General features: G+C 70.5%; 20 protein-coding genes. All 20 read right to left on the bottom strand.

Annotation, left to right across the window (positions count from 1 at the left end; all coding sequences use genetic code 11):
* Positions 1 to 178 precede the first annotated feature (178 nt).
* Genes DEIGR_RS19180 through DEIGR_RS19275 form a run of 20 tightly spaced genes read right to left on the bottom strand, consistent with a single transcriptional unit; the run spans position 179 to position 13,540 of the window.
* Positions 179 to 490, bottom strand: a complete 312-nt coding sequence (locus DEIGR_RS19180; protein ID WP_153013981.1) for a hypothetical protein — start codon at positions 488 to 490, stop codon at positions 179 to 181.
* A complete protein-coding gene (locus DEIGR_RS19185) occupies positions 487 to 798 on the bottom strand; it encodes a hypothetical protein (protein ID WP_058980134.1) in 312 nt (103 codons plus the stop codon). The genes DEIGR_RS19180 and DEIGR_RS19185 overlap by 4 nt, the downstream gene beginning before the upstream one ends.
* Positions 795 to 1,442, bottom strand: coding sequence for a hypothetical protein (locus DEIGR_RS20735; protein WP_058980135.1), 648 nt, complete (start codon positions 1,440 to 1,442; stop codon positions 795 to 797). Before DEIGR_RS20735 ends, DEIGR_RS19185 begins: the two co-directional genes overlap by 4 nt.
* Positions 1,439 to 1,903, bottom strand: coding sequence for a ribbon-helix-helix domain-containing protein (locus tag DEIGR_RS20740; RefSeq protein WP_153013982.1), 465 nt, complete (start codon positions 1,901 to 1,903; stop codon positions 1,439 to 1,441). The genes DEIGR_RS20735 and DEIGR_RS20740 overlap by 4 nt, the downstream gene beginning before the upstream one ends.
* Positions 1,900 to 2,172, bottom strand: a complete 273-nt coding sequence (locus tag DEIGR_RS19200; protein ID WP_153013983.1) for a hypothetical protein — start codon at positions 2,170 to 2,172, stop codon at positions 1,900 to 1,902. The genes DEIGR_RS20740 and DEIGR_RS19200 overlap by 4 nt, the downstream gene beginning before the upstream one ends.
* Entirely contained in the window at positions 2,162 to 3,070 is a 909-nt protein-coding gene (locus tag DEIGR_RS19205) for a hypothetical protein (protein ID WP_058980142.1), read from the bottom strand. The genes DEIGR_RS19200 and DEIGR_RS19205 overlap by 11 nt, the downstream gene beginning before the upstream one ends.
* Positions 3,064 to 3,615 (bottom strand): nucleoside triphosphate pyrophosphohydrolase family protein, encoded by a 552-nt coding sequence (locus tag DEIGR_RS19210; RefSeq protein ID WP_153013984.1) that lies wholly within the window; start codon positions 3,613 to 3,615, stop codon positions 3,064 to 3,066. Before DEIGR_RS19210 ends, DEIGR_RS19205 begins: the two co-directional genes overlap by 7 nt.
* Positions 3,612 to 4,424: a hypothetical protein gene (locus DEIGR_RS19215; protein WP_058980146.1), complete on the bottom strand. Its 813-nt coding sequence runs from the start codon at positions 4,422 to 4,424 to the stop codon at positions 3,612 to 3,614. Before DEIGR_RS19215 ends, DEIGR_RS19210 begins: the two co-directional genes overlap by 4 nt.
* On the bottom strand, positions 4,421 to 4,711 hold the full coding sequence (locus tag DEIGR_RS19220; RefSeq protein WP_058980148.1) for a hypothetical protein: 291 nt from the start codon (positions 4,709 to 4,711) through the stop codon (positions 4,421 to 4,423). Before DEIGR_RS19220 ends, DEIGR_RS19215 begins: the two co-directional genes overlap by 4 nt.
* Entirely contained in the window at positions 4,708 to 5,166 is a 459-nt protein-coding gene (locus DEIGR_RS19225; RefSeq protein ID WP_058980150.1) for an ASCH domain-containing protein, read from the bottom strand. The genes DEIGR_RS19220 and DEIGR_RS19225 overlap by 4 nt, the downstream gene beginning before the upstream one ends.
* Positions 5,163 to 5,663, bottom strand: coding sequence for a hypothetical protein (locus DEIGR_RS19230; RefSeq protein WP_153013985.1), 501 nt, complete (start codon positions 5,661 to 5,663; stop codon positions 5,163 to 5,165). Before DEIGR_RS19230 ends, DEIGR_RS19225 begins: the two co-directional genes overlap by 4 nt.
* Positions 5,660 to 6,331, bottom strand: coding sequence for an ASCH domain-containing protein (locus DEIGR_RS19235; RefSeq protein WP_058980154.1), 672 nt, complete (start codon positions 6,329 to 6,331; stop codon positions 5,660 to 5,662). The genes DEIGR_RS19230 and DEIGR_RS19235 overlap by 4 nt, the downstream gene beginning before the upstream one ends.
* Positions 6,328 to 6,621 (bottom strand): HAD family hydrolase, encoded by a 294-nt coding sequence (locus DEIGR_RS19240; RefSeq protein WP_058980156.1) that lies wholly within the window; start codon positions 6,619 to 6,621, stop codon positions 6,328 to 6,330. The genes DEIGR_RS19235 and DEIGR_RS19240 overlap by 4 nt, the downstream gene beginning before the upstream one ends.
* The gene (locus tag DEIGR_RS19245) at positions 6,618 to 7,796 is read right to left on the bottom strand and encodes a hypothetical protein (protein ID WP_058980158.1); all 1,179 of its coding nucleotides are present in this window, start codon (positions 7,794 to 7,796) and stop codon (positions 6,618 to 6,620) included. The genes DEIGR_RS19240 and DEIGR_RS19245 overlap by 4 nt, the downstream gene beginning before the upstream one ends.
* Positions 7,793 to 9,400: a MarR family transcriptional regulator gene (locus tag DEIGR_RS19250; protein ID WP_058980160.1), complete on the bottom strand. Its 1,608-nt coding sequence runs from the start codon at positions 9,398 to 9,400 to the stop codon at positions 7,793 to 7,795. Before DEIGR_RS19250 ends, DEIGR_RS19245 begins: the two co-directional genes overlap by 4 nt.
* Before the next feature lies 1 nt (position 9,401).
* Positions 9,402 to 9,950, bottom strand: a complete 549-nt coding sequence (locus DEIGR_RS19255) for a hypothetical protein (RefSeq protein WP_153013986.1) — start codon at positions 9,948 to 9,950, stop codon at positions 9,402 to 9,404.
* The gene (locus tag DEIGR_RS19260; RefSeq protein WP_058980164.1) at positions 9,950 to 10,441 is read right to left on the bottom strand and encodes a hypothetical protein; all 492 of its coding nucleotides are present in this window, start codon (positions 10,439 to 10,441) and stop codon (positions 9,950 to 9,952) included. The genes DEIGR_RS19255 and DEIGR_RS19260 overlap by 1 nt, the downstream gene beginning before the upstream one ends.
* Complete coding sequence (locus tag DEIGR_RS19265; RefSeq protein WP_058980166.1) at positions 10,441 to 10,713, bottom strand: hypothetical protein; 273 nt, start codon at positions 10,711 to 10,713, stop codon at positions 10,441 to 10,443. Before DEIGR_RS19265 ends, DEIGR_RS19260 begins: the two co-directional genes overlap by 1 nt.
* Positions 10,710 to 12,773 (bottom strand): ParB/RepB/Spo0J family partition protein, encoded by a 2,064-nt coding sequence (locus DEIGR_RS19270; protein WP_058980168.1) that lies wholly within the window; start codon positions 12,771 to 12,773, stop codon positions 10,710 to 10,712. Before DEIGR_RS19270 ends, DEIGR_RS19265 begins: the two co-directional genes overlap by 4 nt.
* The gene (locus DEIGR_RS19275; protein ID WP_153013987.1) at positions 12,770 to 13,540 is read right to left on the bottom strand and encodes an N-6 DNA methylase; all 771 of its coding nucleotides are present in this window, start codon (positions 13,538 to 13,540) and stop codon (positions 12,770 to 12,772) included. Before DEIGR_RS19275 ends, DEIGR_RS19270 begins: the two co-directional genes overlap by 4 nt.
* Between the last annotated feature and the right edge of the window lie 5 nt (positions 13,541 to 13,545).

Genomic DNA, 13,545 nt, shown 5'->3' on the forward strand with positions numbered 1-13,545 from the left:
CCCTGCCCCTCGCTGCAGTGCGGGCAGGGCACTTCTGCGTCATCGTCGATCAGTACCCGGCCTGATCCCTCACAGATGCAGGGGCGGGGAGCGTCGAAGGTCTGCACAGGCGGAACAACGACGGTCCTCAATTCGCCGGTCCAGGGGTCGCGGATCACGATGGTGTCAGGGAAACTGCTCACGCCCCCTCCCCCTGCCCCTCGCTGCCCACCCCGGCCTGAGCAGAGGTGTCCTCTGGGAAGGTCAGACGGGCGGGCAGGCCACAGGCCGGGCACACGTCCCCGCCGCGTTCCTCGCTCTTGATGATGCCGCGCGTGACGTGCCCGGACACGCAGCGCCACCGCAGCGCGTCATACCAGCGGTCAGGGATGCCCATCCACGTCGATTCACCACGCTCAGCAGCGGCGGCCTTGTGGGGGTCAAGGTAGGCGTTCAACTCCGCGATCCGGCTCATCGCCTCGGCGGGTGTGAGTTCAGGCTGCCACGTCACAGCGACTCACCCCCGGCCTGAGCGAGCGCGGCGCGGGCGATCTCACCAAAATCAACCTGTGCGTCCTCGTGCTCGTCAGGGTCCCCCGACCACAAGCGGCCTGCATGGTCGTAGTGGCGGAGCTCCGCGTAGTGCGCCAGCGCCTCCCGCAGCCCCGCCTCCGCTTCCGCCTGGGCGCGCAGGGTATGACGCAGTTGGGCGGCGCAGGTCCGCATGGCACAGGTCTCCTCGGGGGAGCCCGGCAGGCCCTCATCCCACTTATCCGCCAGCAGCGCCAGCGGGTGTCGGGGCCGGGTCGGGGCGGTCACAGGGTCTCCGGAGCGTAAGGGTCTGCATGGCCCGTGGCGGCGCTGACGGCGCTGGTCAACTGTTGGAGGGCCGTCCGCCCATGCCCCCGGTGGGCGCCCCGGCTGTAGCCGACGCGCCACGAGGACCAGTCCTCCATGACCTGACCGTCCGGATGTTTCTGGACAGCGTAGATCAGTGCCTGCGCGGCACGGTCACCGTCCGTGCGCAGCGCCGCGTTCTCGGCCTCCAGTTCCGCCACGCGGGCCTGCGCGGCGGCGAGATCGGCACGCAGCTGGTCGGCCTCGCTGTGCCCTTCCTTGTAGGTCAGCTCGTCGAAGGTCAGGTCGGGGACCAGGGCCAGGAGTTCAAACAGGTGACGGATGTACGTGTGCCGCCGGGTCATCGCCTCGAACATCAGGGTGAGGTGGTCCTCATGGCGGGCCAGATCCTGGAGTTCCCACTCGTTGTAGTTCAGGGCGTCCAGCAGTTCCTGGATGTGGTGCACGACCTTCTTCCGGAGGGGCTTGTGGTTGTCACTGAGGACCTGCCCGTACTTCCGGAAGCCTTCCAGGACGCGGTGGTCGGCAACCTGCACGAGCAGGGGCGGCAGCAGGGGCTTGATGGCTTCGGTCAGGGCGCAGGTGGGCTGTTCAATCTGGGTCATGGGGTGTCCTTCAGCCCGAGGGCCGTGCGAATGAGGTGGGAGACGGTCACGCCCTGCTCGGCAGCCATGGCGTTCAGCTGGTCGATCAGGTCCTGGTTCAGCTCCACCGGGACCGACACGCGCTGCGGCAGGGGTGCGAAGGGGTAGTCGTACCCCAGGGCGTGCAGGTCCCCGCGGAGGGCGACGGCGTGCAGCAGCCAGGCCTGCGCGGCGGGACTGCCTGGCAGGACGTCCGCGAGGCGCGCCGCCTCCTCGGTGGCGGTCCTGAGGGCCCGGCCCCACCACGTGCGGTGGTCCGGACTGTGGTCCCCCCAGGTGGCCTGCGTCTCAGCGGGGCCACCTCCCGCGTAGGCGTGCCCGTGCACACCTTCGAACGTGACGCACTGGCACGCGCGACGCGGCTTCCAGCACTGGTCACAGCGCCGCGCGAGGTTCCGCTCCTGCTCAGGCGTCAGGGTCATGGGTTCGCCTCGACCTGCCGCTGCAGGCCTGCGAGCCCCTGGCGGGACAGCACGAACTCTCGCAAGGCCTGCACGTCCGCCTCGCCGATCGCCATGAACGCCATGACGGGCTGACCGGCGATGCTCTCCAGGATCCCGGCGGCGACCTTTGGCAGTTCGATCAGGGCCTCGGCGGCGGTGGTGCCGTCACGGGTACGGACGGCCGTATCGGCCAAGATCATCAGCCGGCGGCGGTTGGCGAGGCTTCCGCCGGGGTGGTCAGTCGACATGTGGGTGCTCCTGGCGGGCGCGGGTGAGGTGCGCGCGGGTCTCGTCGAGTTGCGTCAGGGCGTCTACGAGGGTGAGCGCGGTGGAGTGAGCGGTGAACAGTGCGGCGCGCTGTGGGCCGGACGTCGCCTCAGCAGCGGCCCACCAACGGTCAGCGTCCTCCCGCGCGGCGGCGATCTCCTCGGCGAGGCCCTGCGTGCGGGCGGCGGCCGCGATGATCTCCGCGTCGTCAGGCTGGGCACCGTCACGCGTGCTGAGGCCCAGCGCGTCGATCAGGCTGTCGCGCAGGTCTGCCGTTTCGCGGTAGGCGGCGTCCCATTCACGGCGTTCCTGCTCGATCGTGCCGAACGCGGCCGCGTCGCGCGCTTCGAACTGACTGAACGACCCTTCGGTGAAGCCGCACAGAGGCCGCAGGGCCTGGATGCACTGCCGCACCTGATCGCGGTCCTGCTGCGCGAGGCCGTGCAGAAGTCCACGTGAGAGCCGGCGCAACTGCAGCCGATCAGCATTCAGGCGGGCCGTTTCAGCCAGTTGCCACTCGTCGGGGGTTTCGTCGGGCTGGAGGTTCCGCTGAATGAACATCGTCATGGCGTCCATCAGGTGATTCATCAGGCCACTGACCGCGTCGAACGGATGTGGGAACAGCAGCACGACCTGGTCGTCCCGCTGCCCGTCCTGCATGAACCGCTGGACGGCGTCCGCGCCGCTCTCGCCTGGGCGGAGGTCCGGCGCGGCATTCTGGAGGATGACGCCCAGCGCCCGGTTGCCCAGATTGAATGGCACGACCGTCAGGCTGTGAACGGTGTCAGGCCCGCCGAACAGCAGGACGCTGCCCTTGAAGTTCTTCTGGGCGTGCTGCTTGACCTGCTGGTAGTCCAGCCACGCGTCGCCACTCAGCACCGGCGGCCTCCGTGGCGGTAGCCGCGGTTACGGTTCGCGTCGAGGATCCCGGAGATCAGGTCGGTGGGCGTGGTGCCGCGCGGCTGCTCGCACAGCAGGACCCTGTTCGTCATGACGATCAGCGCGGCGAGGTCCATGACGAGCTGCGTGGCGGTCTGCTCGGGGGGCTGGTCCTTGGGAGCCTTGCGGTACCGCTCCAGGACGGCGCTGGTCAGAGCGTGCAGCTGCGTTTCGTGCGCGTTGCGACTCCAGCGGACGCGCAGGCGGGTCGGGAGGGGCGGGCGGCGGTGCTCGAGCGTCGTCAGGAAGTTCCCGATCAGGCCCGGGCGGATCAGTTCGCACAGGTCCAGCGCGCGGACGATCACGTCGCCCAGCTCCCGCGCGCGCTTGGCGCGGCTGCGTTCCTGGTGCGCCTCGGTGATCTCACTGTGGATCAGCGCGAGGAAGGTGGGGATCTGCTCGGGGGTGAAGTCGGTGCCCCAGCCGTTCGTGTGGTTGATGCTGCGGGTGTCGCTGGCGAGATCAGTGATGGTGCGGGTCATCATGCGGCGTCCTTGGGGTGCTGGACAACGGTGGGGGTGGGGTCGAGGGGGGTGCGGAACAGGACCATGGCGCCGACGGCGCGCACCGTCAGCAGGCCGTGCGCGTCCAGCAGCGCGAGGGCCGCGCGGACGGTGTCCGGAGTGAGCTTCATCTCCTGCGCGAGCGTGTCGGGCGTGCTGCTGGTCTGCCGGGCGGAGTGGTGCCGCAGGCGGTTCAGGACGCGCGTGGCAGTGCGGGTCAGGGGCGTGGCGGGTACCTGGGGCAGGAACGACTGGAGGTGCTGGTAGCGGGTGATGGCGACGGAGCGGCTGGTGCCGTGGATGACGAGCAGCTGGGCGTCTTCCCACGTGAGGAGCGCCAGGGCGTCGGCGACGTTCACCTGGTTCTTCAGGCCGAGGGCGCTGCGGAGCTGATCGAGGCTGAACTGCTTCTTCGGGTGCCGGGCGAGGTACGCGCAGATCTGGTCGGCGGTCGCGGCGGCACTCGCCTGCCGGGCAGTGACGGTCGAGGCGCGCCGGGCCTCGCGGGCCTCCGGGGCGGCGCTGGTCTTCATTTCCGGCCACGTCACGAAGCGGTACTCGAAGGGAGGCTTGGCGTACCCCTTGCGGCGCGTCCCGGGTCGTTTCTCAGCGGCGCCCTGCCTGACGAGACTCAGCAGGCGTTTGCTGGTCAGGGTCGGGTCGGCCGCCTGCTCACCGATCGAGGCACGCACCTCACCGCACACCAGCCACCGGCCCGCGTTCGCGTGCAGCGCACGGGCTTCCAGGGTGCCCTGCGTGGCGGTGGCCGGGTCGATGGGGCGGACGGTCACTCGCCCCTCCAGGGTTTCGTGACCTCGTACCGCTGCGCCTGCCCCTGCTGCTCGGTACCCAGGTGCGTCAACGTGAACCCCTGGTCCTTCGCGGCCTGCACGTACGCCTCAATGTCCTCCGGGCTCGGTACGTCGTCCGCGTACCCTTCGAACAGCACGTGGAAGCGCCGGAGGGTGGGGCTGCGCTTCGGGTGGATGGACACCCAGAACTGCGGGCGGGTGTAGCACCGCCTGACGCCCCGGTGCCCGTAGTTGAAGGCCTGGAGGATGAAGTCCTGGGTGTTCACAGCGGCACGCCCTGCGCCTTGAGTTGCTGGCGGACGCGGGCCTGCACGGTTTCGTCCGGAGCGAAGAAGCCCAGGGAGCCCCGGCAGGGAACGGGGTCCAGGAGGCGCACGGGGGTGCCGACGTGCAGGTGCAACTGGTTCGGGTCCACCCAGGGGCCGGTGCCGTTCTGGTCCACGGCCGTGAGCGTGAAGGCGCCGATGACCGCGCCGACGGTGCAGTCGCCCTTCAGGATCCGGTGCCCGGTCAGCTGCCGGATGAACGGCACGGCCGCGTCGTCGAACGTCCGGCTGGCGTGCAGGAGAACGACCTTGCCGATCTGCCGGCGGGCCTGGGCGAGCAGGCCGGGGCTGCGGAGCCAGTCGCGGTTCTCGACGGGCTTGCCGTGGTCGAGGATGGCGGTGCCCCAGGGTTCACGGATGCTGAGGGCCAGAAGGGGCGCGGGTGGGGTGGTCATGCGGATGCTCCGGGGTGGCTCTTGAGGGCGTACTCGTCGAGGAGGGCGGCGCGGCGCTCGTAGTACGGGGCGTCCAGGCGGCGCCGGCGGGCGAGGTCCCGCTGGTACACGGCGGCCTCGCGGAAGGCGTGGGCGCTGCCCCGGACGAATGTCAGGGCGTTCAGGAACGTGAGGACGTGCGGTCCCTGTTTCAGGGCGTAGCGGATGGCCCACAGGGGCAGGTGGTCGTGGTGGCTCAGGCGGGCGAGCAGCACGTCACTGCGCCAGAGGGCGACTTCCCGGCTGGTGTGGTCGAGGCCGCTGTTGCGCTTCCAGCGGAGGTCCGTCCAGCGGATGGCCTGCATCGCCTGCCCGCCCGGGCGGACGCTCAGGGAGAGGAACGCGTCGCACTTCGGGCAGGAGCCGTGCCCGGCGTTGTGCCCGTGCAGCATCGCGAGACTGAGGGCGACTGCCGCCTCGTGCCCGCAGGCGGGGCAGGTGAAGGGCAGGCGGCTCACGCGGTCACCCGGCGGAACTCCACGGCGAACAGGTAGGGGTTGGCGTCCCAGCTGCCCGGGCCGTGTAACTCCTCCCACTGCTGGCTGAACGCGGCGACCGGCTCACCCAGGCTGGCCTGGGCGCGCTCCACGGTGATGCCCTCGGCCAGGGCGTCGGCGTCGCTGAGGTCCTGCAGGCGCTGCACGCGGACCGTCAGGATTTCCAGGGTGATGCGGGACGCCCAGCGGGGCATGAAGCGGGGAGACGTCCAGCGCAGGGCGTGCCCGGTCCAACTGGCGGCGTACAGAACGCTCTCGGTCGTGCGCAGGCTGGCGGGCACTTCGGACGCCCGGCGCCGGTCACTCCAGCCCAGGTACCCGGCGGGCAGGCTGTCCCACGCGTCACTGTCCGCGCTCGGGTCGGGCAGGAAGGCCTCCTTCACCCAGAGGTGATCACCGGCGCGCCCCATGGGGCACAGGTCGAGCAGCTCGGCGTGCGTGACGTCATGCCAGCTCATGCGGCGGTCCCGGAACGTCCAGTCGAACCCGGGGGTGCGGCTCGGGCCGAACTCTGTGATGGTGCCCATGCCGGGGAGGGCCGTGAGGATCCGGCGGGTCTGGGTCTTCGTGCCGTCCAGGATCTGCTGAACGCGCGGGCCGGTGAACACGATGGGGCGGGCCGTGCTCATGCGTGCCCCCGGGTGCGGGCGCGCTCGGCGGCGCAGGTGGGGCAGGGGCAGCACGTCTTGCGAACGGCGTCGAACGCGCCCGAGAGGACCGGCAGGAGGTGGCGGGCGTCGCCGTTCACGACGGTCAGTGCATTCCCGCTTGCTGGGACGGCCAGGAGGGCCACGGAGAACCCGGCGGCGCGCAGGTCGTCCACGAGGCCCTGCATGCGCGTCTGGAGTTCCGGCGTGAGGTCGGGATGGGTGAGCGTGTCGGGGAGGGGCGTGCCTGCGTCGAAGATGATGTTGCTCACGCGGCCACCGCTCCGGTGCGGCGCAGGCGGTCGCGCAGGTGTGCCTTGCGGTGGGTGTCGGTCGGATACTCGTGCTCCCAGGCTTCGACGAGGTGCGGGGGGATGGCCTGGTCGGCTTCCATGCGGGTGCCGCTGGCGCGGGTGGGGACGCCGTGGTCCGTGAGGTACGCGGCGCAGCTCATGGCGGCCAGGTACGGGTTGGTGATGGGCGCGGGCTGGGGCATGGGGGTCTCCTGGGGTGCACTGACGTCAGTGCGGACCTGCTGGGCCTGGGTGAGTTCACTCTCGAGGCGTTCGCACTCGCGGTTCAGGTGCGCGATGACCTTCTGCGCTTCCTGCCCGTCGCGTTCGAGCTGCTGGATGCGGTTGCGGGTGTCCCGCTCGCGGTTGACCGTGGCGCTGCGCTCGCTGGCCAGGGTGTCCTTCAGGCGCTGGACCTCCGCGTCCGCCTGGGCCCGCTCGCGGGTGATCTGGGCCTGCGCCGCGTCGAGCATCCGCCGGGCGTCCGTGGCGTCCGCCTGGGCCTGATCGGCCGCGCGGGTCGCCATCTGCACGTCCTCCTCGACGGCCGCGCGCAGCCCCGCCTCCCGGGCGTCCAGCTCGGCGGCGCGGGCGTCCAGGGCGGCGGCACGCGCGTTGAGGTCGGCCACGCACCGCTGGTAGTCGGCCTTCATTTCCGTGTCGGCCTGCGCGATCATCCGCTGCAGGTCCGCTTCCTTCTGATCCATGAACGCCTGCGCTTTGGCCTGCGCGAACTGAACCTCGGCGTTCATCGTGATGAACAGCTGCTCGTCGAACTGCGTGATCTGCGCGTTAATGTCGCTCACGGCGACTTTCGACCCGCCGCGCATCAGGCCCGCCACGCCGGACTGCACGCAGCTCAGCGCCAGGCGCACCAGGGGCGCGGAGGCCGTGTCGGTGTGCTGCGCCAGGAGACGGCTCAGGAGGTGTTCCGCGTCGCGGATGTAACGCCCCAGCTGAGCGTCAGGCATCGTGCGGATGGTGTCCTCGATGCGCCGGGCGACGTGCAGGCTCTTGGGCGTGAGTTCCACCCGGTCGAGGTGCAGCACCAGCTCGTGCTCCCCGACCTCGTACGTCCTGAAGCGGTGGTCTTTGCCGTGCAGGGCGCGCTGCACGGCGCTGGCGATCAGGTACCGGCTGCCCAGGGCGTTCACGCGGCCACCTCGTCGGCGGCCGGGGCGACCTGGAACAGCAGCAGGCTGCCGACGCGGGTCCAGCGCAGGCGACTCTGGTGGTAGTGCAGGACCCCCAGGGCTTCCACGACGTCCTCGCGGCTGACGTACGCGGCGACGGCGAGGTTCGTGATGCTTTCCTTCCCGCCCCGGTCCGTGACCAGCAGCAGGACCTGTTCGACCTTGCGGCCCAGGTCGGTCAGGTGGTCCGCCTGCGGCATGGGGATCTCGCTGGTGATGTCCTCCAGGCGGTACGTGGCGCGCACGCCGAAGCCGCTGCCGTCCTCGCGGACGATCACGTTATCGTCGGTGAGCATCTGCACGGCGGTCCGCAGGTGACTGAGGGCCAGGCCGGTGGCCTTGATCAGGTCGTTCTCGGTCATGGCCTTGCCCGCCTCGGTCAGGGCGGTCTTCACGACCGCGCAGTTCTTGACGCGCTGTTCGAGGATCTCGGTGGGGGCGATCACGCCGCTGCCGGGCTGGCGCGGCGCTTCAGGCTTTTTTGCGGGGACCTGCTCGAACTGGACCTGGGGGCGGGTGTCGCCGGGCACGCGGTACACGTATGGCTGGTCCTCGTTGATGCGCTCGACGAGGCCTTTGACGAGCAGGCGGTGCAGGCTCATGCCCGCGAGGCCGTTGGTGACGTTCAGGTGCGCGGCGATGGGGGGGATGACGGAGGGACCTCGTGCGTCCAGGTACGCCAGTGCGCGGCCGTCCACGGATTCCGGGTCGGGGCGGGCCGGTGCGGCCGGTGCCGGTGCAGGCTCGGGCGTGACGGCTTCAGGGTCGGCGCTGCTGGGCTGGCCGGGTTCCTCGCTGTCCTCAGTGTCGCTGTCGGGGGTCTGCGCCATGGTGTCGGCGTAGTCGAGGAGGACCTTGACGCCGCTGCTGGTCGCCCGGTGCCTGTAGGGGGTGCCCTCGCGGGCGATGAGGCGCTGCGTGGCGTAGACGCTCAGGGTGCTGCCGACGGTGCCCTTGGGCAACGCGGTCTGCTCGATGATCTCCACGGCGGTCGCGCCCGGGTGCCGCGCGACGAACAGCAGGATCTGCAGGCGGTTGGGCAGGTCGCTCGCCTCGATGTGCTCCAGGCCCGGCGCACTGACGTCAGTGCGCGGCGTGGGAACGGCCGGTGCCGCCAGGACCTCGGCGGGTTCGGTCGTGACCTGGGTTGGCGTCTCCACCCACGTCGGAACGGGGACCGGCTCGACTGGCAGGGTCGGCAGGTCCTGGGTGGGCTGCGCCTCCTGCTGGGTGTCAGCCTGAGCGGCGACGTCGCTGACGTGGTGCATAGGTGCCACCCCGTCAAAGTAGTCCGCCGCGTTGACGGTCCGCGTGGCGACCTGCGCTGCGTCCGCGCCGGTGTGGATGTGCAGGAAGGGAGCGATGATCGCGCCGATGCTCCCCAGGCGGTCGCGGGCGCTGAGGCTGACCGTCAGGGCCCGCATGGCGTCGGCTTTCTTCTGCTGCAGCTCCTCGATCTCCTGGTTCAGGTTCGCGATGACCGCCTCGTGATGCTCGAGGCGCGCGGCCTGCTGCTCCAGTTCGATCAGTTGGGCGCTCAGGGGGGTGGTGTCAGGGGTGGTCATGTCAGCTCCAGTCGCCGAACAGGCTCGGCATGCGGGTGGGGGTCAGTGCGGGCGGCGCGGTCAGGTCGGGCGGGGGAGAGGCGCGCGCCTGCGGCGGCGGGGGGTCGGGCGTCAGGGCCGGGATGGGTGGCGGTGCGTCCAGCGGGCACCACCCGCCGGGCCGCGCGAGGCCTTCACCGCCGGGCGCGCGGACGTGCGCGGCGCGGGTACCGTCGGGCCACGTCAGGACGCCGGTGACGGTCGCGCGGGGGAACACGTCGGTGCGGACCTCCTGCCCAGGCTCGGGGAGGTCGGTGGGGTCCGGGGCGGCAACCTGGTCAGGTTCGACAGGATTAGCGCGCGCGGCCTCTGCTGCGGCCGGGGCGCTGCCCTTCACGCGGGGCACGTACCCCAGCGTCCGCAGGCGCGAGTACTCGTCCATGCTCAGGTCCTCGACCGTGCAGGCCTGCGCGGCCATGGTCACCTTGAAGCGGTCCCCGAACCCGGCAGGGTGATCGCAGGTCACGGCATGCAGGAAGCCGCGGGCGTTTCGGGCAATGAGGACCCGCATCAGCGCCACTCCTCGCCGTGCTGCCAGTGGCTGCCGTCGCTGTTCTTCCGGGCGAGCTTCAGGAGCTTGCGGGTCATATCGAGGCGTTCCAGGGGGATGCCCAGCCGCTCAGCGGTCGGGCGGTCCACGAGTTCCTGCTGCATGAACGCCAGGAGGAGGCCTTGCTGGAACGCGGCGACCTCCACGATCAGGCGGCAGGCCTGCGCGTACTTCTGGAGGTGCGCCAGGTCCGCCGGGCTGGTCAGGGCGCCCACCCGGGCGATGACGCCCTCGATGTCCAGCGCTAGGTCCAGCAGGTAGTCCGCCTGACCGGGGCTGGGGCAGCGGACGTCCAGCAGGTGCGCGAGGTGTGCCGTGAAGCCCGACTCGGTCAGCAGGTGCTCCTGTCCCTTCGCGGCCGCCAGTGCCTCGGGCAGCGTGGCGTCTTTCGGAGCGAGGCGCAGCGCGAGGTCGCGCAGTTCCGCGCTGATCGGCGTGACGACGGCCGCCATCAGCCGGCCCGTCCGATGCCCCAGCGGGCGCAGTAGTCGTTCGCGTGATCCCAGCCCGGGTACCACTCGCTCCGCACCTCGCCCTGCACACCACCAGGGCAGGCGCGGCGCATGTGGTCCATGCGGGCCGCCCAGCCCTGCGCGAACCCCGCCGCGCGCGTCAGGGAGTCCGCGTGCGCGACGACCTGGCGGTTCAGGACCACCGCGACACGCGTGGGCCGGGAGGGCGTGGTGGCCGCCTGGAACAGCAGGGAGGACGGCTCGGTCGTCACTGCGTCCCTCGGTCCTGCTGGACGGCGGGGAACTGCACGATGCGGGGCACGAATCCTTCGCGGTGCAGGGCGTCCGCGTGCTCCAGGATGCGGGCGCGCATTTCCTTCAGGGTGCTGCAATCCTCGACGAGCGCGCGGCCCAGTCCGGCCTCCTCGGCCAGGGCGATCAGTTCATGCCGGGGGTAGCGTTTGAGCCACTCGTCGGTGAGTTTGAAGTCGCGCGCCAGCGCGGTGTTCGCGCCAGTCTGCGCGGCGAGAATGCTGTACAGCGGCGCGGCGGGATGTTCGGCCATGCTGTAGTGCACCCAGTCGTACGTGACGGCGGCCGTGAGGGTGTTCAGAGCGTCGAGCAGTTCGGTCTGCGTCCAGGTGGCGAGGCGTTCGAACAGCTTCACGCTGTCCGCTTCCACGCCGCCGCGCAGGTGGCCGACGCGGACCGTGGAGGCTGCGTCGACGCCGCGGTTCGGGATGCCCTGGACGCGTGCCTGGAGTTGATCGAGCCGCTCGGCGAGCAGGGTGGGGATCAGGGCGGGTTCTGCGACAGGCACTTCGGTCGAAAGGCGGACCCCGGTGCGGCCCTCGCTGCCGTTGGCGCTGCCGCCCATGATCAGCCCGTGCACCGCGAGGATCAGACCCAGGTGCGGGTGGCCCAGCAGGCTCTCGCGCAGGGCGCGGGCGCGGTAGTGGTGCGCCTCCAGGAATGCCGATTCCGGCATGGCGCGGACCGGGGCGTCCGGCGCGGCCTGACCGGTGGCGACGGCAGCGGCCTTCGCGCTGGCCTTCAGGCGGTATTTCTCGCTGGTCTCGACCTTGCCGGAGGAGGTGTTCACGAAGTAGATCAGGCCAGTCGGGGCGGTGTACGAGTACTCGTACTTCTTGTTGCTATCAAGGGAGCCCCACAGGCTCGTGCCAGTCTCGACCGCGACGAACTGGTGCTTGCCTTTCGCGCGGGCCTTCTCCGCCTGGGCGTTCGCCCATTCCAGCTGCTTCTGCAGGGCGCCGTTCTTGTCCTCGAAGTACGGGGGGAACGCGTCGAACAGGTCCCGGCGAACCGCGAGGCCACTCTTCTCCACGTTGAAGCGGGCGTGTTCGACCAGGAACTGCCCGTCGGTGAGTAACTCGCCGAGTTTCTTCGCGGAGTGCCCACGCTGCGCCCAGTTCAGGAGTTCCTGCTGCAGCTGGGCGCCGGTCGCGCGGGCGATGACCATGGCGGACGCGAGGCTGACCTGTCCGTTGTCCAGCGCTTCACGGGTGGCGGTCAGGAGGTTCTTCGCGACGAGGATACGGTCCGCGACGGGTTGCGCGGTCTTGAAGCCGAACATGGCCTGGATCTCCTCGATGCTGCGTCCGGCGGCGTTCAGGCGCTGCATGGCCTCGCATTCCTCCAGGGCGGTCATGGAGCGGCGGCGCATGTTCTCCGTGGCGCTGATGCTGAGCGCCTCGGCGTCCGTCAGGTCGCGGATGTTCACGAGCAGCGTCAGCGCCGTCTCGCCGTTCTCCTGGCGGAGCAGCTGCGCGCGGCGGCGGGATTCACCGGCGACGATCTCGACCTGCCCGTCGGCGTTCCAGCGGCCCGTGGCGTTCTCGATCTGCCCCTCGGCCTTCAGGCTGGCGGCGAGTTCCTCGATGGCGGCCGGATCGTAGTGACTGCGGACGTTGCAGCCGCTGCGCGCGGTCTGGCCCAGGGGCACGGCATGGAGGCCCAGGGTGCCAGGCGTGAGGTCGGCGGAGGAGAGGAGTGCCGGGGTGCCGGGCGGGACCGCCGGGGCGGGGGTGCCGTCCTGGTCGGCGACGGGGTTCTCCCTGGCGGCTTTGCGGGTCTGCTTGACCTTGATCTGGGCGGGAAGTTCGGTGGTCACGGGGTCCTCCTGGGTGACGGGGCGGTCGGGGCGAACCAGGGTGCAGTCCTCGGCGGGCACGTTGTGTTCCACGCCGTCCACGTCGAGATCGACGATCAGGACACTGCGGTCGATGATGCTAGGGCGGACGCGGAGGACCGTGCCGGTCACGGGGCCGCTCAGGCTCATGCCGGTGACGGTCTGGCCGGAGCGGAAGGTCACGCGGCCCCCACGAACAGCTCGCGGAACGTGCGCAGGAACCGCTCCTGACGCATGACCTCGGCGACGTGCGCGCGGCGTTCCTCGGCGGTCGGCCAGGGGCGCGCCTGGTGCCAGTGGACGTTCTGCCACGCCCAGTGCACGGTCATGCGCAGCGTGTCGCCGCAGACGACGGTGGCCGGGACGCCCCACAGGGTCAGGTTGATGTAGCTGGCGTAGCAGCTCGTCTGACTGAGGTCCTGCACGGTCCAGCGCGTGTGCAGGGGGCTGACGCCGTGGGTCGTGAGGTGCTCGGCGAATGCCAGGACCATCCCGCACGTGCCGCACGCGGGTTCGTTCGCGGTGAGGATCTGCCCGGGCGTGAACATCGCGCGGGGTTCACTGGCGGTGAGAAGGTCTACCATGACGCGGTTCAGGCAGAACGGCGTGAAGAACTCCCCCCGGTCCTGCTTGTCGAGCTTGTGCCCGATCTCCATGTATAGCGGGCCCAGCAGATCCAGGAACGGACGGTGCTCCATGTCCACGACCAGTTGCCGGAATGCGCGGACGATCACGTCCAGGTCGTGCGGGCTCAGGCCCTTGATGGTGTCGAGGTACAGGCCCTCGGCGCGCCCGGCGGTCAGGGCGCAGGCACCGGCGGTCACCATGCGGCGGTACGCCTCGCTCACGCGGATCTGCTGCACCTCCTGGAGGACCTGCGCGAACGGCAGGCGCAGTGGGTCGCCCACGAGGCCAGTCGCGGCCTGCTGCGCGCCCCGGTCTCGGTCCATCGCGG

The sequence above is a fragment of the Deinococcus grandis genome, assembly GCF_001485435.1.
Lineage (GTDB): Bacteria > Deinococcota > Deinococci > Deinococcales > Deinococcaceae > Deinococcus > Deinococcus grandis.

Excerpts from the sequence above, each read along its gene's own strand:
- DEIGR_RS19275 (WP_153013987.1), bottom strand. The coding sequence starts at position 13,540 with ATGGACCGAGACCGGGGCGCGCAGCAGGCCGCGACTGGCCTCGTGGGC.
- DEIGR_RS19255 (WP_153013986.1), bottom strand. The coding sequence starts at position 9,950 with ATGCGGGTCCTCATTGCCCGAAACGCCCGCGGCTTCCTGCATGCCGTG.
- DEIGR_RS19200 (WP_153013983.1), bottom strand. The coding sequence starts at position 2,172 with ATGTCGACTGACCACCCCGGCGGAAGCCTCGCCAACCGCCGCCGGCTG.
- DEIGR_RS19210 (WP_153013984.1), bottom strand. The coding sequence starts at position 3,615 with ATGATGACCCGCACCATCACTGATCTCGCCAGCGACACCCGCAGCATC.
- DEIGR_RS20735 (WP_058980135.1), bottom strand. The coding sequence starts at position 1,442 with ATGACCCAGATTGAACAGCCCACCTGCGCCCTGACCGAAGCCATCAAG.
- DEIGR_RS19250 (WP_058980160.1), bottom strand. The coding sequence starts at position 9,400 with ATGACCACCCCTGACACCACCCCCCTGAGCGCCCAACTGATCGAACTG.
- DEIGR_RS19235 (WP_058980154.1), bottom strand. The coding sequence starts at position 6,331 with ATGAGCACGGCCCGCCCCATCGTGTTCACCGGCCCGCGCGTTCAGCAG.
- DEIGR_RS19260 (WP_058980164.1), bottom strand. The coding sequence starts at position 10,441 with ATGGCGGCCGTCGTCACGCCGATCAGCGCGGAACTGCGCGACCTCGCG.
- DEIGR_RS20740 (WP_153013982.1), bottom strand. The coding sequence starts at position 1,903 with ATGACCCTGACGCCTGAGCAGGAGCGGAACCTCGCGCGGCGCTGTGAC.
- DEIGR_RS19225 (WP_058980150.1), bottom strand. The coding sequence starts at position 5,166 with ATGACCACCCCACCCGCGCCCCTTCTGGCCCTCAGCATCCGTGAACCC.